The 22641-nt window shown below is 64.8% G+C and carries 20 protein-coding genes; 8 read left to right on the top strand and 12 right to left on the bottom strand.

Going from position 1 to position 22641, the window contains the following annotated elements:
• Position 1: 1 nt before the first annotated feature.
• Positions 2–652: a CatA-like O-acetyltransferase gene (locus ABFK29_RS09185; protein ID WP_232281527.1), complete on the bottom strand. Its 651-nt coding sequence runs from the start codon at positions 650–652 to the stop codon at positions 2–4.
• A gap of 340 nt (positions 653–992) precedes the next feature.
• On the opposite strand from ABFK29_RS09185, the gene ABFK29_RS09190 reads away from it, so the two are divergent.
• On the top strand, positions 993–1769 hold the full coding sequence (locus tag ABFK29_RS09190) for a gamma-glutamyl-gamma-aminobutyrate hydrolase family protein (RefSeq protein ID WP_040604291.1): 777 nt from the start codon (positions 993–995) through the stop codon (positions 1767–1769).
• Positions 1770–1886: 117 nt separating this feature from the next.
• Here the strand turns inward: ABFK29_RS09190 and ABFK29_RS09195 are convergent, their stop codons facing one another.
• The 9 genes from ABFK29_RS09195 to ABFK29_RS09235 all read right to left on the bottom strand — a co-directional run bounded on the left by ABFK29_RS09195 (position 1887) and on the right by ABFK29_RS09235 (position 12500).
• Positions 1887–2804, bottom strand: coding sequence for a hypothetical protein (locus tag ABFK29_RS09195; RefSeq protein WP_005857288.1), 918 nt, complete (start codon positions 2802–2804; stop codon positions 1887–1889).
• 207 nt (positions 2805–3011) lie between these two features.
• Positions 3012–5765 carry a Hint domain-containing protein gene (locus ABFK29_RS09200; protein ID WP_040604292.1) on the bottom strand — a complete coding sequence of 918 codons (2754 nt, stop codon included), beginning with the start codon at positions 5763–5765 and terminating at the stop codon, positions 3012–3014.
• A 289-nt stretch (positions 5766–6054) separates the two neighbouring features.
• On the bottom strand, positions 6055–6771 hold the full coding sequence (locus ABFK29_RS09205; protein ID WP_005857291.1) for a hypothetical protein: 717 nt from the start codon (positions 6769–6771) through the stop codon (positions 6055–6057).
• A gap of 166 nt (positions 6772–6937) precedes the next feature.
• Positions 6938–9175: a xanthine dehydrogenase family protein molybdopterin-binding subunit gene (locus ABFK29_RS09210; protein ID WP_005857293.1), complete on the bottom strand. Its 2238-nt coding sequence runs from the start codon at positions 9173–9175 to the stop codon at positions 6938–6940.
• Positions 9176–9178: 3 nt separating this feature from the next.
• Positions 9179–9634 carry a (2Fe-2S)-binding protein gene (locus ABFK29_RS09215; protein WP_005857295.1) on the bottom strand — a complete coding sequence of 152 codons (456 nt, stop codon included), beginning with the start codon at positions 9632–9634 and terminating at the stop codon, positions 9179–9181.
• Positions 9635–10032: 398 nt separating this feature from the next.
• Positions 10033–10188 carry a hypothetical protein gene (locus ABFK29_RS09220; protein ID WP_347100365.1) on the bottom strand — a complete coding sequence of 52 codons (156 nt, stop codon included), beginning with the start codon at positions 10186–10188 and terminating at the stop codon, positions 10033–10035.
• Positions 10189–10233: 45 nt separating this feature from the next.
• Complete coding sequence (locus ABFK29_RS09225; RefSeq protein ID WP_005857299.1) at positions 10234–10452, bottom strand: hypothetical protein; 219 nt, start codon at positions 10450–10452, stop codon at positions 10234–10236.
• Between the two features lie 157 nt (positions 10453–10609).
• Positions 10610–10786 (bottom strand): hypothetical protein, encoded by a 177-nt coding sequence (locus ABFK29_RS09230; protein WP_005857301.1) that lies wholly within the window; start codon positions 10784–10786, stop codon positions 10610–10612.
• A 964-nt stretch (positions 10787–11750) separates the two neighbouring features.
• Positions 11751–12500, bottom strand: coding sequence for an SDR family NAD(P)-dependent oxidoreductase (locus ABFK29_RS09235; RefSeq protein ID WP_347100367.1), 750 nt, complete (start codon positions 12498–12500; stop codon positions 11751–11753).
• 155 nt (positions 12501–12655) lie between these two features.
• Between ABFK29_RS09235 and ABFK29_RS09240 the strand changes: the two genes are divergently transcribed.
• The 7 genes from ABFK29_RS09240 (at position 12656) to ABFK29_RS09270 (ending at position 20035) form a co-directional block, all read left to right on the top strand.
• On the top strand, positions 12656–13603 hold the full coding sequence (locus tag ABFK29_RS09240; RefSeq protein ID WP_040604294.1) for an MBL fold metallo-hydrolase: 948 nt from the start codon (positions 12656–12658) through the stop codon (positions 13601–13603).
• A 269-nt stretch (positions 13604–13872) separates the two neighbouring features.
• Entirely contained in the window at positions 13873–14304 is a 432-nt protein-coding gene (locus ABFK29_RS09245) for a methyltransferase family protein (protein ID WP_040604347.1), read from the top strand.
• An 825-nt stretch (positions 14305–15129) separates the two neighbouring features.
• Positions 15130–16701 (top strand): Re/Si-specific NAD(P)(+) transhydrogenase subunit alpha, encoded by a 1572-nt coding sequence (locus tag ABFK29_RS09250; protein WP_005857311.1) that lies wholly within the window; start codon positions 15130–15132, stop codon positions 16699–16701.
• 15 nt (positions 16702–16716) lie between these two features.
• Positions 16717–18162 (top strand): NAD(P)(+) transhydrogenase (Re/Si-specific) subunit beta, encoded by a 1446-nt coding sequence (locus ABFK29_RS09255; protein WP_005857313.1) that lies wholly within the window; start codon positions 16717–16719, stop codon positions 18160–18162.
• 196 nt (positions 18163–18358) lie between these two features.
• Complete coding sequence (locus ABFK29_RS09260) at positions 18359–18733, top strand: hypothetical protein (RefSeq protein WP_157136421.1); 375 nt, start codon at positions 18359–18361, stop codon at positions 18731–18733.
• 163 nt (positions 18734–18896) lie between these two features.
• A complete protein-coding gene (locus ABFK29_RS09265; RefSeq protein WP_005857317.1) occupies positions 18897–19502 on the top strand; it encodes a biotin transporter BioY in 606 nt (201 codons plus the stop codon).
• 377 nt (positions 19503–19879) lie between these two features.
• Positions 19880–20035 (top strand): hypothetical protein, encoded by a 156-nt coding sequence (locus tag ABFK29_RS09270; RefSeq protein WP_347100370.1) that lies wholly within the window; start codon positions 19880–19882, stop codon positions 20033–20035.
• Between the two features lie 22 nt (positions 20036–20057).
• Here ABFK29_RS09270 and ABFK29_RS09275 read toward each other — a convergent pair whose 3' ends face one another.
• Positions 20058–20387 (bottom strand): hypothetical protein, encoded by a 330-nt coding sequence (locus ABFK29_RS09275; RefSeq protein WP_005857321.1) that lies wholly within the window; start codon positions 20385–20387, stop codon positions 20058–20060.
• Positions 20388–20482: 95 nt separating this feature from the next.
• On the bottom strand, positions 20483–22621 hold the full coding sequence (locus ABFK29_RS09280) for a sensor histidine kinase (RefSeq protein WP_005857323.1): 2139 nt from the start codon (positions 22619–22621) through the stop codon (positions 20483–20485).
• Positions 22622–22641: the final 20 nt, after the last annotated feature.

The following is a 22641-nucleotide window of genomic DNA, read 5'->3' on the forward strand; positions in this document are numbered from 1 at the left end:
GCTAAAGGGCGTTCAGAGCGGTCTGTGTCTCCTGGTAGAACTGGCCGAGGTCGGCGCCATGCACCACAGAATGATGCACCTGGATGTTGACGGCGACCTTGTGGCGGCCGTTCTCTTCCACGATCTTGCCCCAGGATACACGGGGAATGCAGTCGTCCGGCCCCGGCACCGCGTGGTCCAGCGCGGTGAAGTCCATCCAGGGCAGGCAGGACATGTAGGCCACGCCGTCGCCGCTGACGTCTGATGTCATCAACCCGGTCTCCGCCGCCGCAGCCTCGATCCGGTCCGCCACGTCGCGGTCGAAGGCGTGGAATTCCGGCTGCCATGGCAGGTAGGCGTAGGCAAACCCTTCCCGTTGACGGGGGACGGTGATCGACAAGCCGATGCGGTCGTGGCGCACCACCTCGTCGCCGCGGAACCTCGTGCGCAGTGCCTCGTTGGCGTTCAGACCGGCGCCCATTGCGTGGAGGCAAGCGCGGAACGGCGAAATCCGGTCCGCATGCCTTCGCGCCATCAGATGCGAGGCGTCAAGGCGGCAGGTGACGGCGTAGTGGGGGCGGGCATAACTGCGGAAGAAGTGGAAATGCTCGGCCCGGTCCCAGGTGGAGAGGTCGATTGCCTCGGGTGTCATTGTGTCTGTCGGTGCGCTCATCCTGTCCTCCCTGACATCTTCCCGGACCCGACCGGCGATGCCCGGACGAGTATAGGCATCGGATCACTGGAAGCGTGCACGTTCAACGCGAATTCGTCGGTATGCCGCGTTCGACGGACTACTGAGAGACCGACGCAGCCCCGGACATTCGCTGCCGGGCCCGTCGGCGCGGCGCTGGAGGATCAACTGCCTTGCTTCAGCGGCACTTCGCATCGGTGATTTGCCGCATTCATGATCTTGGCTGGCAGATGTGTGCTGAAACAGGCTTGCCGTGCGCGTGCTTGATCTTTTTCTGAACCGCAATGTGATCTAAGTTATGGTGACAAAGAAGGAGCACGGCATGAAGCGCCCCGTCGTCGGCATCATCGGCAACTCGCATCTCATCAACGATCAGTACCCCGCCCACGCTGGCGGGACGATGAACTCCGAGGCTGTTGCGCAGGTGTCCGGATGCATGCCTCTGGTTATTCCGCCCGACCCGCGCCTTGTATCGGTCGACGAGTTGATGGAGGTCTGTGACGGCTTTGTGCTGACCGGCGGTCGGCCCAACGTCCACCCCGAGGAATACGGCGAGGAATGGACCGAGGCGCATGGCGCACATGACCGCTATCGCGACGGGATCACCCTGCCGCTGGTGCGCGCCTGCGTGGAGCGGGGACAGCCGTTCTTCGGCATCTGCCGCGGGTTCCAGGAGGTCAACGTGGCGATGGGCGGAACGCTCTATCCGGAAATCCGCGACCTGCCGGGACGGATGAACCACCGCATGCCACCGGACGGCACCATCGAGGAGAAGTTCGCCCTGCGCCACAAGGTGACCTTGTCGGAGCGGGGTGTATTCCACCGGCTGTTCGGCGCGACCGAGGTGATGACCAATACCCTGCACGGGCAGGGCATCAAGACGCCGGGCCGCCGCATCGTGATCGACGGCCATGCCCCCGACGGCACGCCGGAGGCGATCTATGTCGAAGGTGCCAAGGGCTTCACCCTGTCGGTGCAGTGGCACCCGGAGTGGGATGCCGCGAACGATCCCGTCTCCCGCCCGCTGTTCCAGGCCTTCGGGGACGCCGTCCGCGACTGGGCGCGCGGCAAGCACACCGACCTGCTGAAAAGCGCCTGATACGCGGGGACTGGGGGCCTGACTGCGAAGGGACGGGCCCGAAGGCCCGACGTGTCTCGCTGCAGGCCCATCCCTTGAGGCGCTGAGGGGACAGACGGTCTGCCCTGTCGCCATAGATCACTGGAGAACGCAGAACTTCCAGTAATCCTGACCGATGTTGGCCTCTGCGTCCGGGGTCTGTGTGGCGTCCGGTTCGGCGCAGGTGCCGCCGTCCGTCGGGTGCCAGTTGCCCATGTACATCCAGCTTCCGCCATCCAGCGACGCCCAGACATGGGCGTTGGCCGTGTCGATGACATTGATCGTCAGGGAGGGCGCTTCGCCGAAGGCATTCTGCACCAGCACCGAATGGCTGTAGCCGGGCTGCGGCGGCTGGCCGTCGAAGGTGCAGCGGTAGGGTTCTGTGAAACCCATGTCGCAGTCGCCGATCTGCGACTCGCCTACAGGCACCTGGTAGAAGATCAGCGGCATCGCCGACGCGTTGGCGGCCGGCGGCGGGGCAGGCGGGGCGGGGGGCGTGGAGGGGACGGCCGACGCCATCTGGCCACCGCGCTGGACGCACTCCTCGACCTTCAGCGACGCCGCGGTGGAGCCGGCCATCGAATAGCCGCGTGCGCCCCGGGGGTCGTCGTTCACCGAGACGCGGACCAGCCCGGCGCCCTTAAGCAAAGCCAGCTCCTGGCCTTCCAGGAACCGCACCGCCCAGCCATCACGCAGATCGAACTGCGCGTCGATGCTGTACTTGTCGTAATCCATCGTGCCGCCTTCGTAGACGGCGAAGACGCCGGTCGGGAAGATGAACCGCCAGTCGCCCTCGATCCGGTCGATGGCCACCGCGTCGCCGTCGATGACGCGCGACGCCCGGCAGCCCACAAACCCGCGCCCGGGCTGTTCCGACACGACATCCACGCGCCAGCCGCGCACGTCGTTGAAATAGGGGGTCACGGTGTCGCCCGGCAGAACGACTTGGGCCTGCGCGATGCCGCTTTGGACAAGGCAAAGGAAAAGAGCCGCGAGGCCCCGAGCGATACGACGCATGATGACAATGTCCCCGAGAATCTCGTTGCTCCTGCTATGGAGACTAGGCGTGGCCCTGACGTAGCGGCAAGCGAAGAACGAGCTTCTGCGCGGGTTATGCACCGCCTTTGCACGGGGCGCGCGCATCCACTTCGACACCTTGCATCTTGCGGTTTTGCAGGCGCTATCGGCCCTCATCCATCGCTTGTGCGCCGGGCCCGCTGGGCGTCACGCCGCCTGCCTGAGCGACTGGGACATTTCTTTCAGCAGCATCGCCGTCTCGTGCCGTTTCAGGCAGGGGCGGGCGGTGGCACCGTACCAATCGGTGCCTGCGGTCAACTGCGGGAAAACCTCCATCAAGCCGGCGCGCTGGTCCGGCGCCAACCCAAGCAACGCTTGCGGCCCGATGAAGAAGCTCTCGGAAGCGACGCCCTCTGCCCAGATCACCTGATGGCGGTCGAGTGCGAGATGAATGTAGGTCACCTCCTGGCCTTCCTGCCGCGTCACCCCCTGCGTTCCCACGAGGTGTGTGGCGGCGGCAAAGACTTCGTCCTCGCCGAACAGCAGCTCTGCCTCGAACCCTTCGATCAGCAGCCGATGCTGTGGCGACACGAGCAACGGTCGCGGATCGCGCAAGCTGGGATCTGTCGGCAGCGTGTGCGGCGCGAGTCTGACAGGGGCCATCTTGCCGCGCGCAAGGCGGCGGCTTTCACCGATCCAGCGCAGCGGTTGCGGGCCATCGTCGCGGGTCACGATCAGGTCGCCGGGACGCAGCGTTTCAACCGCGCGATATCCGGCGGTCGTCAGGATACGTGTGCCGGGCGTGTAGCAGATCACCTGGTCGATGTTCGAAAAGCTGACCAGCGTGCCGTCATACATCCGCACGGTGCCGGTCAGTTCGCCGTCGACGTCAGAGGTGATCTGCATCGTGCCACGGTCGGCCACGCCGTTCAGGTTCAGCGTGTCGCCGCCCGACTGCCCTGTGGTCGACCCCTCGATGAAGATCGCGGCCGAACCGGCCTCTGCCAGGTCGACAAGCGTGATCGTATCGTCGCCGCCGCCCGCGTCGATGGTGTCGCCCTGTGCGGCATGGATCAGGTCGTTGCCGGCCCCGCCGGCGATGCTGTCGGCGCCCTCGCCACCAGCCAGGACATCGTCTTCCGACCCGCCGTCCAGCGTGTCGACGCCCGCACCGCCGGACAACGTGTCGTTGCCGGTCCCGCCCGAGACGTGATCGTTGCCATAGCCGCCATCGACGCTGTCGTTCCCATCTTCGCCGTATAGGCTGTCGTCACCGCCGAGACCGTCGATGGTGTCGTTGCCGCCGCCGCCGTAGATGACGTTGGTCCAGATGCCCTCCGGATCCGTCCCTTGCGCGTCGTAACCGGTCAGGCTGTCGTCGAAGGCCGAGCCGATGATGCCGTCCAGTCCGCCGCCGTTGGTGTCGCCGGTCGCATCGCCGCCCGAGAAGGTGTTTGTCGCAAGATCCACCGTCACGCCAGCGTCCGACGAGGCATAGGACGCGAAGTCCAGCCCGCTGCCGCCACTCAGCACGTCGGCCCCGGCGCCGCCTTCCAGCGTGTCATTGCCGCTGCCGCCTAACAGGCTGTCCGTCCCCTCGCCGCCAGTGAGGCTGTCGTCGTCAGCGCCACCATCGAGCGTGTCGTTCCCGGCTTCACCGTAGATCGTGTCGTTCCCGGTCCCGCCGGACAGGCTGTCGTCGCCCTGCGCGATGGGCACGGCCTCGAACTGGACATCGGTGACCCAGATGCCCTGCGTGTTGCTCTGGAGGTTGCCGTAGATGATCTCGACCGTCGTTACCGGCCCGGCGATCTCGATCAGGGCCGAACCGCCCGCGTCGCCGGTGGCCTCCGCCACGGTGCCGGCAGTGATCGTGTTGCCCGACACCGTGTCCGTGCTGCCGGCGGTGATCGTGACGGCAACGGGGGTGCCGTCGGCATCATAGGCGTTGATCGTGATCTGGTCGGTGTGGTTGTTCGCGCCCCAGTCGATGTCGTTGATCCGGAACGAGACGTTGACAACCTCGTCCTCGACCGACGCGCCGGCAGAGCGGCCAAAGGTCATAGTCGTGCGCGAGGTCGCTCCATCGCCCTGGCCGAACAGGTACAGTGAAGAGGTGCCACTGAACCCTTCGTCGGCTTGTGAATATTGCGACTGGCTGGTGTCGACTTCGAATGTGGGGTTGTTGTTGCCGGTGCCGGTGAAGCCCAGCGTCACGTCGATGTTGCCGGTGTCCTGCGTGAAGCCGCCTGCCAGGTTGGTGCCGCTCGGACCCTGCTGGCTCCAGTTCAGATCCCCGGCGATATTGTCGGACGTATAGCTGCCGTAGTCGCCGTAGATCAGGTCGGCGCCGTCCTCGCCCAGAACCGTGTCGTTTCCCCAACCCGCGACGACCGTGTCGTTCCCGGCGCCCGCCGCGATGGAATCAGCGTCGATACCGGTGGTGTCGTCGGGGCTCTCGCCGTGGATGTCCAGAAATGCCGGGTCGATGGAGTCGTCGCCCGATGTGCCCTCGATCACGCCGTTGGTGTAGTCGCGGAACGAAAAGGCGATGTCACCGGCCGCCACGTTCGGGTTCGAGTCGTAGGCGGAGACGGTGTAGGTCCGCCCCGCAACCATCGGCTGTTCGGACAGGGTGTAGTAGCCGTCTGCTCCGCCGCCTTCGATCTCGAGCTGTGCGACCTGGAAGGTCTGCCCGGTCACGCTGTCGGTGACGGTCCACACGAGTTCCGCGTCCATGTTGACGTTGGTCGAGGTGCCGGACGTCGTGGTCGCCGTGCCGAAGGCCGTTTCGTCGCCCGCGCTGTCGTCGTCCAGCGTATAGCCTTGGACGCCGGCCTCGTTGTCGGTGATCGTGGCGGTGGCGTTGTAGGTGGATGGCCCGGACCAGGTGAAGCTGCCCGAGGTCGGGATCACGCCCTGGGGGTTCAAGGAATAGAATTCTACTCTGTACGTGGCCATGACAAACCGATCCTGTGCCCTCCCGGCATTGGCACGGAGGAGGGGCGCCTCGGAGGGCGGCAACTGCTCAAACGACGGCCTCTCGCGGGCCTTACGTTGATCGGTCTACGGGAGTGTGGCGGCGGTTTTGGGGAACAATCGCGTCAAATTCGCGTCAAATGTGGCCAAATGAGAAACGCGCGCGTGACGTGCCAGGACGGTTTGCAAACCCTACCACGGTGTCGGATCGGGTCATACGCCGCGCAAAGGAGGGGGCCGGACTTGGTGGGGGCCTTGGGTGGGCAGACAATCAGGCCGCGCGTGCCAAAGGGCCCGGGTATCTGGTTTGCTTATTGGAGCGGCAAAGCTCGTGCGGGCTGAGGTTCATGACGATGTCTTTGAACGGATTGAACGCTGCATAATGCGCCTGCGCGAGGTGCCAGAAGACATGCTCCCGCCGCCGGAGCACACGCAGGAAGAGGTCACGGTGGTCGGTGTGGAAAGTGGCAGGATCGCCGGGCAGAGGGACGAAGTCGTCGTCCGAAGCGCTGCCGCGCAGGATGGCCGCAGGATCGGCTTCCGAACGGAAGATGTTGGTAAGCGTGACCGCAAGGAAATCCGTCGGGCTGCGCCAGTGGCTGCGCGCCCCCGTGAAGGGTGTTTCGTCATCGAGGCCCTGACAGACCAGCATCACCTGCGCCAGCGCGTGGACAAGGAAGGCGTCGGCGGTGCCCTGCCACGGGCCATGATATCCTGTACCCGCCTCATTTTTCGCGGAGAGTGCCAGCACGAAGCCCCGGCCCCGGCGGTGGAGCGCTTCTTTGGGCGACAATGCGTCGTCCGAGATGCACGGCACGATGAGCAGCGGACGGTCGATGTAGGCGATCAGGTACGTGGCGAGGAAATGCCAGCCTGGTGCAATTGCGTTCAGCCGCGCCTCCGTTTCATCCAGCCAGCACGTGCCGTGAACCGTGTCCGTCCGGAGGGTGATCCGGTCGTTGTACCGCCGTTGCTTTGCGCCGCGCATGGTCTGGTCCTCTTGCTGAAAAACACCCGGGCAGAAATGTCCGTGGTTCAGTTCGTGAAGCAGACATGGGGGCAAACCGGAGCGCGGCCAACGGCGGGATTCCCTACCCGCTAAACGCGAAACGCCCGGCACTGGGCCGGACGTCCATGGTCATGTCAAATGTCGTTCAGACGTAGAAGTCGACATGGTGCCTGAGCGGAAGTGTACGATAGCGTTCGCCTGTCAGATCGAAAATCGCATTGGCCAGAGCGGGGGCGGCAGGCGGTGTGCCCGGTTCCCCGATGCCGCCGAGATGCTCCTGCGTTTCAAGGATGCGCACCCGGACCTGCGGCATCTGGGTGATGCGCAGAGGCTCGTAATCGGGGAAGTTCTTTTGCTGTACGGCACCCTCGGCAAAGGTGATCTCTTCGCCGATGGCCGCGGAAAGCCCCATGGCCAACCCACCTGTCAGCTGCGCCTCGATGTTGTCGGGAGCCAGTGCCACGCCGGGGTCGGCAGCCATCCAGGCCCGCGTGACCCGGATCGCATCGTCCTGCTTCTTCACCTCGACGACCACTGCGACGGGCGTGCCGAAGCTGTAGCACATGGCGACGCCGCGCCCGACACCGTCCGGTTTCTCATCCGTCCAGCCGGACATCTCCTTCACGGCGTTCAGCACTTCCCAAGCGGGCAGGAACTCGTCCCGGCAAAGCGCCTGGCGGAACTCGATCGGGTCTGTCCCGGCGGCATGGGCCATCTCATCCATGAAGCTTTCCATGAAGAAGCCGTTGATCGACGACCCCACAGAGCGCCAGAACCCGACCGGCGGCATCTCGGACGCGGCAAAGCCCTGCACGCGGTAATTGAAGATGTCGTAAGGCTGGTTGAAAGCGCCTTCCACGATGGCCTGATCGGGACCGCCGGGCGCGAATCCCGCTGCCCGGGTCAGGGCAGGGCCGGTGACGGGGGCCGAGGAAATGCGGGCCTCCAGCATCTCGGCCGTGCCTTCGCGCACCGCGCCCCGGAACCGTGCGATGGCGGCGGGGCGGTAGAAGTCGTGGGTCATGTCCTCTTCGCGCGAATAGGTCAGCAGCACAGGAGAACCGGGCACCTCCTTGGCAATCCGCGTGGCATAGCGCACCGCGTCGACCTCGCCGCGCCGACCGAAGCCGCCGCCGAGGTAGGTCACGGTCATGTCCACATCCTCCTCGTCGAGGCCCGCTTCCTCGGCCGCGACACTGACCGCGAAGGTGGGCATCTGGCTGCCGGTCCAGAGCCGCAGCTTGCCGCCATCGAACCATGCGTTGCAGCTTTGCGGTTCCATCGTCGCATGGGCGAGGAAGGGCACGCGATACTCCGCCTCGATCTGCTGGGCGTCGCGGTGCAGGCGGGTCACGTCGCCGTCGTCGCGCAGCATCGAATCCGGCTCCTTGTCAAAGGCCTGCTCCAGCGCTTTCGCCAGCGCCGCGTCGTCCTTCTGATAGCGCGCCGCAGTCCATTCGACAGGAATGCGGTTGACCGCGTCCTGCGCGATCCAGGTGTTGCTGGCAATCACCGCGAGGCCATCGCCAAGGTCCACGACCTTCTCGACCCCGGGCATGCGCGAAACCTCGAAGGCGTCGAAGTCGCGCACTGTGGCACGAGTCGGCGCAAGGCGGATGGCCGCGAACTTCTGGCCCGGCAAACGGGTGTCGATGGCGAAGGTCGCGGTGCCGGTGGTCTTGGCAGGAATGTCCACGCGGTTGAACCGGGTGCCGAGGATCTTCCACGACTCCCTTTCACGCAGTTCTATGCGCGGCGCTTCGAGATCGACGGTTTCGGCAGCGAGGCGCGTATAGGGGATCTTTGTCCCGTCAGGCGCGATGACGTTGCCCTTGTCGGTTACCAGTTCGGCGGGCGAGACGTCCAGACGGTTGGCGGCGGCCTGCACCAGCAGTTCGCGCGTGGTGGCCCCGACCACCCGCATCCGCTCGAACCCGTCCTTCATGGCGGTCGACCCGCCCGTCACCTGCAGCGACATGACCTTGCCCACGTGGCCGATCAGATCGCCGAAGGAGCGCTGGAGGGAGGTCGCGTCATACCCCTTGCCCTCCACTGCAATGCCCAGCATCGCGTGGTTGTAGTAGGCCTGTGCGGGCGGGCCGTGGATGATGCGGATCTGGTCGAGCGTGACGTCGAGTTCCTCGGCGATCAGCGCGGCCCAGGTGGTCATCGTGCCCTGGCCCATTTCTGCGTGTGGCGCGACGACGGTGATGCCGTCATTGTCGATCACGACCCAAGGGTTCAGCGCGGTCTCGCCCTCGCCGGGTTGCAGCGGGTTGGGGGCGGGTTTCGCCACGTACCACGCGGCAAAGGCGGCGCCGCCGGCCACGGCGAGCGTGCCGAACAGGAAGGTGCGTCGGGCGATCTTGCCGATACTGGACATGGATCAGGCTCCTTGCGCGGCGGACTTGATGGCCGCGCGAATGCGCGGGTAGGTGCCACAGCGGCAGAGATTGCCGGCCATGGCATCGTCGATCTGCTGATCGGTGGGGTTCGGCACCTCGTCCAGAAGCGCCGCCGCCTGCATGATCTGGCCCGACTGGCAGTAGCCGCATTGCGGCACCTGCGCGTCGATGAAGGCCTTCTGCAGACGGTGCAGCGCGTCGGGTGTGCCCAGCCCCTCGATGGTGGTCACGTCGCCCTCGACGCTGTCGAGCGGGGTGACGCAGGCACGCACCGGCTGGCCGTCGATGTGCACCGTGCAGGCCCCGCAGGACGCGACGCCGCAGCCGTATTTCGTGCCCGTCAGGTTCAGCGCATCGCGCAGCACCCAGAGGAGCGGCACGTTGCCGGGCAGGTCGACCTCGTGGGCGGTTCCGTTGACGGTCAGGGTGAATGGCATGGGATCTCCTTCAGGGGAGCTTTGATTTGGCGGGCGCCGATGTTGCGCCCTTTGGTTCGATTGTGCGGCTTCCCGCGCCAAGGTCAAGGCGTGGCGCCCCGGCGCCCCCGGTTTCCCGCCCGGATGCTGCGGCATGTCGCGGGGGTGGTAACGTCTGGCCGTCCCGCGATGGGATGATCAGCGGGACCGACACCGAATATTGGCGGCAGGGAAAGTCCAGCCGCCGCGCAAAGGGACGGCCGGCGAGGCTGCAGTGCGATACGGTGGTCGACCTGACTGGCCGCTGAACCCCACATCGCGGGCGTGACCCTGAACGCGCGGAATCGCGCGTGGAGCGTCGACTGCCGGACGCCCAGCATGTCGGCAGCGCCGCCGGGCCCCACGACACAGACGCAGCGCTACCACAGGCAGGCGACGGGGTTCTGGGTCTCCTCCGCGCGGAACTTCTGCTGCGTGAGGACCTTTCCGGCGGCCCGGCCGCTGGCGGGAAGCGAGGCGTTCATTCCCTCGATCCGCAGCTTGGCGCCTTTGGATACGATCAGGGCGCACTCCACCACGTTCTGCAGCTCGCGCAGGTTGCCGGGCCAGGGATAGGCGACCTACTTGCGGACCGCGCCGGTGGTGGCCGTGAGCTCCGCGCGTTTGGCGAGGCGCAGGAAGTGCGCCGCCAGAAGCGGGGCTTCTTCGGTGCGTTCGCGCAGCTTGGGCAGCGCGGTGGGGAAGATGTTCAGGAAGAAGTACAGGTCTTCGTGGAGCCGCCCGGACATGCCCTCGCGCGAGTGAACGCGGCAAGCCTGAATGGCCATCTTCGGATACACCAAAGGCTTCTACAATCCGTGTTGCCGCCATCCAGCACTGGGCTGGAAAGGCCCAGTCGCTTTCGAACTTAACGTGGTTTGAACGATCACCGGGGCTACACGAAAACGCGACAGGTCCCTGGGGCGCCTCGACGATCCGTGGCCACGCCGCACGAGATCACGGCATCCCGCACAACAGGCCCTGCATCGGGCGAGCGGTGACTTGCGCCACCATGCGGCGGCACCGCCACCCGAAGACCGGCGCGAAGCGCACCTGGGCGACCCCATGGAAAAGCGCGAACAGGAGATCCCCATCATGGGCATCTTCTCCGGCGATCTGTGGCAGCGCAGCCATTGCCTACCTTCGGGGCCAATGGTCTTTGGCTGTTGCGGTGCGAGCCGCGTCAATGTCAGCGCCAACAGAACCCGTTGCAACGAAACCCGCAAGCTTGCCTGCGAGAACAGGTTGAGCATCTCGCAAAGCTTATCGAGGCGCGGGTCTGCGGACCGATCCGCGATGCCTTCCGCCCGTTTAGGCCAAGGGTGTCCGCAAGGCCATCCCCAACGCCATCGAGGTCGGCGGCCCTCAGCGCTCTGCTAAGCCCGCTCGGGGGAGATCGAAGCCAGCTTCGCCGCGCTGTCGATGTCTGAGATCGAAGGCGTTATCCCGGTGCACTTGATGTGTTGAAACGCGTGCAACATCGGCCCAACGCGGCCAGCGTGCATGGGCTGCACGGGTCCCGGCGAAGACTGCAAATTGCGGAGACGAAAGGGGGCTCTGCCCCCGTCCGCGCTTTGCGCGGACTCCCCCGGAGTATTTGGAAAGCAAAGAAGCCAAGGGACGACGACCGCGGGCGTTTCACCTGTTGCCCGGATAGGTGTGAGCGTGCCAGTGACGCGGTGTGTACCCGTCTTTTCCATGTCACATCGCGTGAGGGTCGGTCTCGGGATGTTGGACCCTTAGGTGGCACTCATGGGCTCTTGGGAGATCGCGTTCCCTCCTGGGGAAGGACAGAGCGACACTTGAGCGCTGCGCCGGTCGCGCGGAAACTCAAAAGGGAAGATGCGCGCCGCTTCGGACATGGGAGGTTAAGCGGTCGGCGGTTCCAGTTCGCGGGACCTGGCGGGGTAGGGGGGCGTTTCGGGGCGTTGCCGGTGGAGGCCGCCGTCACATCCGAAAGCGGGTCGGTGCGGGATGTGGCGATCTTGAAATCGGTCGACGTTTCCCGCTGCTGTGCATGGGCATCGGCCCATGCAAGGGACGGGGCTGTCAAGAGCTGCGGGCCGGTGCCGGATCGTGGGGACACCGCGCAGGTGTTTCACACTTCGCCCCCGGCAATCTGGATGGCCTGGCCGTTCATGCTGCCTGAGTGAGGGCCGCAAAGGAACAGGGCCGCCTCCGCGACCTCTTCCGCCGTGACGAGGCGCCCGTGCGGGTTCACGCCGACCATCACGTCCCGGGCTTTCTGCGCGTCCATTCCGGTGCGTTCCATGATCGACGTGACGTTGCGGGTCACGATGTCGGTGTCGACATAGGCCGGGCAGAGGGCGTTGAAGGTGTAGGGCTTTTTTGCGTAATCCGCCGCCAGCCCCCGGATCAGCCCGAGTAGAGCGTGTTTCGAAGCGGTGTAGGTGGGTGCGCCCTTCAACCCCTTCAACCCGGCTACGGAGGAGACGGCGATGACCCGGCCCCAGTCCGTCCCGGTCATGGTCTTCAGGGACTCGCGGATCGTCAGGAAGGCGCCATCGACGTTGATCGCCATCATCTGCCGCCAGAAGTCCATGTCGGTCTTGAGAAGAGCGCGGCCTTCGGCGATCCCGGCGTTCGGCACGCAGATCTGGATGGGACCGCGCGCCTCCGCGGCGGTGGCGATGCCGCGCGTGACGGAAGCCTCGTCCGCGACATCCATCTGCAGCGCGAAGATCCGGTCGGTGGCGGCGTCCTGCAGCGGAGCGGCGCGGCGGCCGGTGATCGTCACAAGTGCCCCTTCGCGTGCCAGCGCGCGCGCAATGGCGAGGCCGATTCCCGTGCCGCCACCGGTGACGAGAGCGTGTTTGCCCTGCAACATATGTCCCCCTTGTTCTCCCCTGTCCCGCGCGTCGGATGCGCGCGGTGTGGGTCGCAGCTTAACCACGTGAGGAGCGTGGGCAAGGCGGCGAGTGCCTTGGCAAAACCATTCACGTATGCGAATGTGTGATCGGTTTCGACGGGAGGACTGATTTCATGAGAACGTTGATTGTTGCCGGGCTGGTGCTGGTGGGGATGCCGGCGCTGGCCAACGAAGAGATAGCCGACAAGTATCCGCAATCCGAACTGTACGATGCGCCCGTCGAGTTCATACCCGGCGTCTGGACCGCGATCGGGGCGACCGCTCCGCCGACCTATGAGAATGCCGGCCACAACAACAACCTCAGTTTCGTGGTCACCGACGCGGGCGTTGTGGTCGTGAATGGCGGTGCGTCGGTGCGGCTGGCGGCGGCGCTGCACGACGAGATCCGGAAGGTCACGGACCTGCCGGTGAAGCTGGTCATCAACGAGAACGGACAGGGGCATGCCATGCTCGGCAACGCCTACTGGGCCGACCTGGGCGTCGACATCCTCGCCCATGCGGAGGCGATCGAGGAGGTCGAAGAGAACGGCGACTTCATCCTGCAGGCCATGCAGGCGTACAACCGCGACAAGGCGGAGGGGACGCGGGTGGCGGTGCCGAACCTGTCCTTCGACGACCGGTATGCCTTCGAACTGGGCGGTGTGACGTTCGAGGTGCTGCACCTCGGCCCGGCGCACGGGCCCGGTGACGCGCAAGTCTGGATCCCCGAATGGGACCTCGTGATCGCCGGGGACATCGCCTTTCACGAGCGCATGCCGCCGATCTTCGGCGACACCTGTACATCTTGCTGGATCGAGACCTTCGAAGGGCCGTTCACCGATTTGCAGGCGTCATACGTGATCCCGGGCCACGGCCACCCCACGAACATGGGCACGGTGACGGAAGGCACGGTCGGATATCTTCGCGACCTGCGCGAGAAGATCGGCGCGCATATCGACGAGGGAGGCGACCTGGCCGCTGCCTACTACGTCGACCAGTCGCGGTGGGCGCATCTCGATACCTTCGAGGAGCTGGCGACGAAGAACGCGGGGCGGGTGTTCGAGGAGATGGAGTGGGAGTGACATGGCGCGCGCCCTTTGGCGCCGAAGGTGCGCTTAGGGTTGTGTAGGTCTGGGGCGCCGTCGTTGAGGTGCAGGCCATCCGGGTGGCGACCGTTCCGGCTGCAATCGACGCGTCATTCGGACACTGGAATTCCGGCGCGCGCCGGTGCAGACCGGGCGTGTGATGTCCGGTATCGGAGGGGGCTCTGCCCCCGCCTCTCCTGCGGAGAAGCCCCCCGAGGTATTTGGACCAAGATGAAGGTGAGGGTCGCGTGGTGAAATGGCTGGACATGCCGCCCGTCTGGTTGGCGGGGTTTGTCGCACTTGCGTGGTGGCAGAAGACCGCGTTTCCGCGCGGGTCCTTCGGGCCTGTCTGGGCGGATCTGCTGGGCGGGATGCTGGTCGGGGGTGGGGTGATCCTTGCGGCGCTGGCGATCTTCGAGATGCGGCGCCACCGCACGACTGTCATTCCGCATCGCCACGCCGACCGGCTGGTGACCACCGGGATTTTCAAGCGGACGCGCAATCCGATCTATCTTGGCGACACGATGATCCTCGCCGGTCTGATACTCTATTGGGACGCGGTGCTTGCGCTGCCGCTGGTGCCGATCTTCGTATGGGTGATCGAAAGACGGTTCGTCGTCCCTGAAGAGGCGCGGCTGAGGCGGGCATTTGCGGTTGCTTTCGCGCGGTACGCACGGGAGACGCGCCGCTGGGTGTGAGCCTTTGCTCGGCACTGCCGAAGGCCGTCTCGGGTGTGGCGGGTGCCTGCGGGAGGCGACAAGCCCTAGCGTGCTGTCGCAGGACCGCAGACGGCGCGCAACCCAATGGCCGTCGTGGCGTCCGACGTCCGTGCCTGACCTGACATCGGGGTGCCTTTTTGAGCCCTGACCGGACATCACATGGGTGGTGAAACCCGGGCGGTTGTGCGTCCGGTTGATCACGGGCAACAGTGTGTCGGTGTTCGGTGCGAAATGCGACCGCGGCGGTCACGGTCGCGCCGGTTGGCCCCCCCGATGCCGCTGGTCTGGCTGGCGTGAGGGGTGAGGGCAGCCCTTTGGGGGACAGGCCGGCATTTCCCGAGTTTGTGGCTTGGGGTGTCGATACCATGACCGTCCCGCCGGACCGGACCAAGGTACAGTGGCTGTCAGGACACGCGCGATGCACGACCTGCCCACTGCGAGGCAAAATGCCTTTTGTCGGGCATCAGGTCGGGCGGGCAGTCGCGGTCAGCCCGGCAGGGCAGGGTCCGTGTTGCGAAGAGCACTGCTTTGTCGCCTATTATGCACCATCACATGAGGGTCCGAAAATCGGCCGCGAACCGGACGGCGCGCCGCCAATCCTTGCGCAAGTTTGTTGCTTTCGTCAGACAGGTTGCGCAACAAACGAATAGGGGCCTTTAACTTTCTTTGCCGCTGTGGTCTAGAAGCGCGAGATACGGTTTGGAAAAATTAGGTCAGGCGTGTAGACCCATCGCCAGGCCATAATACCGGTGTCGCAGCGTGTGGCATCCGGTCCGGGATTTCCTGAAGAGGGGGACGAGAGACGTGAAAATCGGGACACCAACAGAAGTCGAAGCCGGCGAAAACCGGGTGGCGATGACGCCCGACTCCGCACGACAGTTGCAGAAACTGGGCCATGACTGCCTGATCCAGAGCGGTGCCGGCTTGAAGGCGGGGTTTGCCGACGCGCTGTATGAAGAGGCCGGCGTGACCGTGGTGGAGGACGCCGACGCGCTGTGGTCGCAATCCGACATCATCGCAAAGGTCCGCATTCCAACGTTGGATGAACTGGATCGGCTGACGCCGGAGAAGACGCTGATCACCTTCTTCAACCCGGGCGGCAACGCCGAGGGGCTGGAGAAGGCGAAGGAGAAGGGCGCCAGCGTTCTCGCGATGGAAATGGTGCCGCGCATCTCGCGCGCGCAGAAGATGGACGCCCTGTCGTCGATGGCCAACATCGCGGGCTACCGTGCCGTGATCGAGGCGGGGAACAACTTTGGCCGCTTCTTCACCGGGCAGGTGACCGCCGCCGGTAAGGTGCCCCCTGCCAAGGTGCTGGTCGTCGGCGCCGGCGTGGCGGGTCTGGCCGCGATCGGTACATCCACCTCGCTTGGCGCGATCACATACGCCTTCGACGTGCGCCCCGAAGTGGCTGAGCAGGTCGAATCGATGGGCGCGGAATTCGTCTATCTCGACTTCGAGGAAGAGCAGGCGGACGGCAGCGGCTCGGGCGGCTATGCCTCGGTCTCGAGCCCCGAGTTCCGTGAGGCCCAGCTTGCCAAGTTCCGCGAACTGGCGCCCGAAATGGACATCGTCATCACCACGGCGCTGATCCCCAACCGCGAGGCGCCGAAGCTGTGGCTGGCCGACATGGTCGCCGCGATGAAGCCGGGTTCGGTGATCATCGACCTCGCCGCCGAAAAGGGGGGCAACGTCGAGGGCACGGTGAAGGACGAGAAGGTCGTGACCGAAAACGGCGTGACCATCGTCGGCTACACTGACTTCCCGTCGCGCATGGCGACCCAGTCCTCGACGCTTTATGCGACCAATATCCGTCACATGATGACCGACCTGACGCCCGAGAAGGACGGCAAGGTCAATCACAACATGGACGACGACGTGATCCGCGGCGCGACCGTCACCCACAAGGGCGAGATCACCTTCCCGCCGCCGCCGCCGAAGGTTCAGGCCATTGCCGCGCAGAAGAGGGAGAAGCCGAAGGAGCTGACCGCCGAAGAGAAGCGCGCCAACGAAGTGGCCGCCTTCAAGGCGCAGACCAAAAGCCAGGTCACGCTGCTCGCCGTGGGCGGTGCCCTGATGCTGCTCGTGGGTCTCGTGGCTCCGGCCAGTTTCCTGCAGCACTTCATCGTCTTCGTGCTGTCGGTCTTCATCGGCTTCCAGGTGATCTGGAACGTGTCGCACTCGCTGCACACGCCACTGATGGCGGTCACCAACGCGATCTCGTCGATCATCATTCTCGGCGCGCTGATGCAGATCGGTGCGGGCAACTGGCTGGTTGTCATCCTCGCGGCCATCTCGGTCTTCTTCGCCGGTATCAACATCTTCGGCGGCTTCCTCGTGACACGGCGCATGCTCGCCATGTTCCAGAAGTCGTAAGGGGGGACATTACACATGGACTTCGGATTCACGACAGCGGCCTACGTGGTCGCAGCCGTTCTCTTCATCCTGTCGCTGGGCGGCCTTTCGGGGCAGGAAAGCGCGAAACGGGCGGTGTGGTACGGCATCGTCGGCATGGCGCTGGCGGTCTTCGCCACGCTCATCGGACCGGGCTCCGGCCTCTGGATCCTGTCGATCATCCTGATCGTGGGCGGCGGCGTCATCGGCTACCTTCTGGCCAGCCGGGTCGAGATGACCCAGATGCCGGAGCTGGTGGCGGGGATGCACGCGCTGGTCGGCCTCGCGGCCGTCTTCGTGGGCTACAACGCCGAACTGGTGATGAACACCGTGGGCGCGTTGCAGTCTGCGGGTGACGAAGCCGGGCTGGCGGCGTTGAATGGCTTTGCCTCCACCGTGGCGCACAAGACCCCGGCCGAGATCAACATCCTCAAGATCGAGGTGTTCCTGGGCGTGTTCATCGGCGCGGTGACCTTCACCGGCTCTGTCATCGCCTACGGCAAACTGGCGGGCAAGGTGACCTCCGTGGCGAAGAAGCTGCCGGGCGGCCACATTCTGAACGCCGGCGCGGCCATCCTCTCGCTGATCCTGCTGGTCATCTACATGTCGACGGGCGGTGGCTGGACGCTTCTGGTGATGTCGCTGCTGGCCTTCTTCATCGGCTACCACCTGATCATGGGCATCGGCGGCGCCGACATGCCGGTCGTGGTCTCGATGCTCAACTCGTACTCGGGCTGGGCGGCGGCGGCCATCGGCTTCAGCCTCGGCAACGACCTGCTGATCGTGGTCGGCGCTCTGGTCGGCTCGTCCGGTGCGATCCTGTCGTACATCATGTGCAAGGCGATGAACCGGTCCTTCGTGTCGGTGATCCTTGGCGGCTTCGGTGGGGCGTCCGGCCCGGCGATGGAAGTCGAGGGCGAGCAGATCGCCATCGACGCGGACGGCGTGGCCTCCGCACTCGACGAGGCCGACAGCGTCATCATCGTGCCGGGTTACGGCATGGCCGTGGCACAGGCGCAGCAGAACGTGGCCGAACTGACCCGCAAGCTGCGTGCAAAGGGCAAGGACGTGCGCTTTGCCATCCACCCGGTGGCGGGCCGTCTGCCCGGTCACATGAACGTGCTGCTGGCCGAGGCGAAGGTGCCTTACGATATCGTGCTGGAGATGGAAGAGATCAACGAGGACTTCTCCTCGACCGACGTGGTCATCGTCATCGGCTCGAACGACATCGTGAACCCGGCCGCGCAGGACGACCCGAACTCCCCCATCGCGGGGATGCCGGTCCTCGAAGTGTGGAAGGCCAAGCAGGTCTTCGTGTCGAAGCGCGGCCAGGGCACCGGTTACTCGGGCATCGAGAACCCGCTGTTCTACAAGGAAAACACCCGCATGTACTACGGCGATGCCAAACACTCCGTGGGCGAACTGCTGAACCGCATCAGCTGATCGTCCCGAGGCGTTGGGAACAGGAAGGGCGGCCCGCTGGGGTCGCCCTTTTTCGTATCCTGCATCCAGCGATGACAGGGCCCGACCGCGTGGTCTTGCAGCATTTGGAGGCGCCGAAAGGGTAGGGAGTTGAGATGGCAGTTGCGCGTCGCACTATTAACTGATTAAATCAGTAAGAAATAAGGGGTGCAATGCGATGACAGTCAGACCGAGCATGAAAGCCGAAGCCGCAGGGCATTGGTCCCACCAGTTTCCGCAACTGCGGGAGGCCGATCCGCGGCTGGACGTGATCCGCTCTGTAAGGGGCATGGATGTCGGGAATGGCCATCCGCTGGAGCGGTTCCTTGCCACGGTGGAGGGGGCATTCGACCGGCCGCTCGATCTGTGCGCACCGGGAGACGGGACGCGGACCTTCGACGAACGTTGGCTCCTGGCGCTGTTGCAGGCGTTGTCGGAGGTCGATCTCGGGCGCTACCAGTTTCTGCTGCGCTCCCGCCTGAAAGCCGGTGCCGCCGCGCGCGTGCATTTTGCGCTGACGCAGGCGCAGGTCTGGCTGGACGCGCGACTCTGACAATTCGAGGTCGGCGGAGCGCTGATGTGGGGGCGCGAACTTTGCATATGCAAACCTATGATTTGCATATTTTCTGCATGTGCATCCACGCAATATACTTGCTTGGCCGTAAGGGTTCGGGCAATACGGTCGGAGTGGTTTCGACAGGATAAAGGGGGACCTCATGAACCTGACGTTTGACCGGAGCGTGCTGGCAGAAGCCTTTGGCGCGAACGAAGGACTGGCTCTGCGAGCCAAGCAGGTGATGCTTGTCGTCGCGGGGATCGCTTTCCTTGCAGTGATGGCCAAGATCAAGGTGCCCGTGCCGGGCTCGCCGGTGGCGATGGGTATGGGCACCTTTGCCGTGCTGACGATCGGCGCCGCCTACGGCGCGCGCCTCGGGCTCGCGACGATCATGGGCTACATGATGATCGGCATGCTGGGCTTCGACATCTTCCAGAGCTCCACTGCGGATCTGAACGGCATCGAGTACATGATGGGTGGCACCGGCGGCTACCTGCTGGGATATGTCATCGCGGTCGGCGCCATGGGCGTGCTGGCGCGTCGCGGCTGGGACCGGTCCGCGCCGAAGATGGCGGCGGCAATGCTGCTGGGCAACGTGATCCTGTACGTGCCGGGCCTGATCTGGCTGGGCATGCTGTATGGCTTCGACAAGCCGATCCTTGCTTGGGGTCTGACACCCTTCCTGCTGGGCGACTTCATCAAGCTGGCGCTGGCCGCGCTGCTGCTGCCCGCGGCGTGGAAGCTGGTCGGCCGCGCGCGCGGCTGAGCGGACGGAGGCGGCGCGAAGCCCCGCCCTACATCGGACTTGGAACTGAGAAGGCCGGGCATCTCGCCTGGCCTTTGCTTTTGCGGCACTGCCGCGCGAACCTGACGGCGCTTCGAGCGGGACGGGAAAAGGGCGCGCGGACTTGCCGCTGTTTGCAGTGCCCCAATCCAACCTCTCGAGCCTCGCTATGAATGAGGGACCAGCAGGGGGCAGGTCACATTCCAACGAATGGATCGCAGCATCAAAGCGCGGGACCAATTACCTAGACAGCCGTTGAATGTCCGAAATAGGCCGGAAGTGTATCGATCCAGCGGAAACCGCTCAGGTCAAGCCGCTGGCCTGACAGTCTCGACAGGCGTGTGCTTGCCAAGGACTCAATGAAGTTGGCGGTTGTCGTGGAAGGCAATCCGGTCACCGATGACGTGCATCGCGTGCTGGTTGCTTTCGAAGCGGTTGCGATGCGCGCACTGCCCTTTGAGCGTCCCGATGAAGCGCTCGACCATGCCGTTTGGCGCGCGGGCAGTGCGTGGTGATGAACTCCTGTTTCAGCCCGTATCAGCGGCAGTAGTAGAGTTTGATCATCTGGCTCCCGTCGCTCCAGGTGGCGCGGCCGTCGGAGAACAACGTATAGATCGCGCCGGTGGTGCCGACATAGCGGTTGGTGTTGCCGACGCGCTCGTAATAGAGCGAGTTGCCGCTGCGTCCGAGGGGGTATGCGTAGAAGCCATTCGAGAAGTCGCCGGCCAGTACGTTGACCTTGTCGCTGTTGGTCCAGCAGTACTCGCGGGCCTGTTGAGCCTGGGCAGAGCCTGTACCGGCCAGGGTGGCGACGGCGAGAACGGCGAAGAAGGCGGTGCGGGCAAATTTTGTAGTTCTCGAAATCATTGTCGTTTTCCTCTGTGCTGGGCATTGGAACCATTTCCTGCCCCGTGAACACAGAATTACGGCATGGCGCCTCACGGCCCCATGAGGGCGATCCCTCATTCGGCCCCGCCGGACTTTCTCAGCAGGCCCGGCCCTTCCTGGCAAGCGGATCGGTTCGACGGCGAACCCGTTTCGGCATGAGACGGACGCAGGCCCTCGATGGCGAAACAGGAGCCGTGCCCCTTGGCGCTCCGGATCGTGATCGCGAGGTCGTGCCGCGCTGCCAGCAACTCGGCGCTGACCAACCCTATGCCTTCGCCATCGACGGTGTCGGACTGGTTGCCGCGTCGGTAGGCCTGCCGCACCTCGGCTATCTCCGCGTCGGTCAGGCCGGGACCGGTGTCGTGGATCTCCAGCGCCACCGTGTCGCCGCGCCGCCGGACTCCGATCAGCACCGAGCCCGCTGCCGTGTACTTGATCGCGTTCGACAGCAGGTTCGAGACGATGCGGATCAGCGGTACGGGGTCTGCCAGCACCGACAGCGAACACGGGACATGGCGCAGCCGAAGACCCTTTGCCGCCGCCTCCTCTGCGAACATGCGCACGGCATTGCCGAGGATCACGTCGAGGGGCACCACCTCGGCGGTATTGCGGTGGGTCTCCAGAGGCGGCGCATCCGGACGCGCATCCTCCAGGCTCTCCTCCAGTACCGCACCGAGATAGTCGAGGCTGGGCCGAAGCGCATCCGCAAGGGACGGCGCCTCGCGCTCCGCCTCCTGCAACGACAGGCGCAGGGACAGCAGCGGTTGCCGCAGGTCGTGGCTTGTCAGGGCCAGCCGCGACCGGTGCCGTTCGGCCAGGTCACGCGCCCGGTCGAGGTCGTCGCGCGCCGACAGCAGGCTTTGCGCCAGGCGCGTCTGTTCCCGCGAGGCGTCCAGTTCCGCCTCCAGCGCGATGTCCCTTTGGCGCCTCAGGCCAAAGGTCTGCCGCGCTATGGCGGCGGCAAAGATCAGCCCGTCGATAACGTAGAGCACTGCGTACCAGACGGTATCCCGCTGAACTTCGCCCGGCAGTCCAGATATCTGCCTCATCCAAAGCGTCAAGAGAACGGCAGAAAACAGCACCAGTGCCCCCAGCGCGAACAGCCAGCCGCCATCGATCCGGCGCGCCACCAGCATGACCGAAACCGCAGCGGCATAGGTTGCCGCCATGGCGGGCAGCAACAGCAGGCCAGTGTACATGGAGATGACCATCAGGATCAGCTGCACCGTATCGGACAGGCTGGGCACTGCGTCCATGTTCCTAAGTCCCCACGCCACGGACCCGCCGGAAGCGACCATCACCACCCTGAACAGGGTCACGGCCACGGCGACCCAGAAAATCGTGCGGCCCGCACTGGCAAGAGGATGGTCAGGTTGCGCTTCGGCGACGAAGGCCTGTGTAAACCAAATGTGGGCAATCAGCATCAGTACCTGCAGTGCATGCGTCAGGAGATCGATCGTGACCACTGGCATGGTCGTTGGAAACAGCGTCAGCGGGTAGTACTGGTCGCTCCAGATCGACAGGGCCACGCAAGAGAAGTAGACCGCGTATCGCCGCGCGGGCCGGGACCGCAGCAGGCTCGCAAAGGTCAGGAAGAACCCGATCAGCAGCAAGCTCGAGGCAATGAGGCCGCCGAACAGATGCGTGCGCGCGCGGATGACCTTGTCGTAGTCGACCTCTGCCAAGAGCGTGACGGCAAAATCCGTACTTGCGAGAAAACTCTTATTGAACTGGACCCGCAGTTCGACGGTTTCCAGCGGACCGAACGCGATAGGCCAGGACGACAGGCGTGGATAATCCGCCTGTCGGCCGTCCAGCGTCATGCTTTCGTCGTTTGCAAGGATCTCGAACAGGCCGTCATCCAGTTTTTGCCAGATCTTGACCGACGCCGTCTGTTCCAGTCCAAGATCGACGCGCCACGCGACCGGGTAATCGTCAGTGCTTGTCAGCTGAACACAGCCAAAGAGGGCATGGTCGTAGCCCGACCCATCAACCGCTTCCAGGAACGGCGTCCCCCCCTTGATCGGGCAATCGTCATCGTAGAGGTCTTTGAGCTGCACCATGTGGGCCATCAGGTTTTCGATCTTCCGGTCATCGGTGACGTCTATGGACGCGGGCAGCGCCGGAACGAGTCGGTTGGCCGGGACATTCAACTTGGCCGCGGAAATCACCGACGGGGCAAACATCACGACCGTGACCGCGAACGCGGTCAATGCTATGTACAGATACCACC

It is taken from the genome of Sagittula stellata E-37 (genome assembly GCF_039724765.1).
Lineage (GTDB): Bacteria > Pseudomonadota > Alphaproteobacteria > Rhodobacterales > Rhodobacteraceae > Sagittula > Sagittula stellata.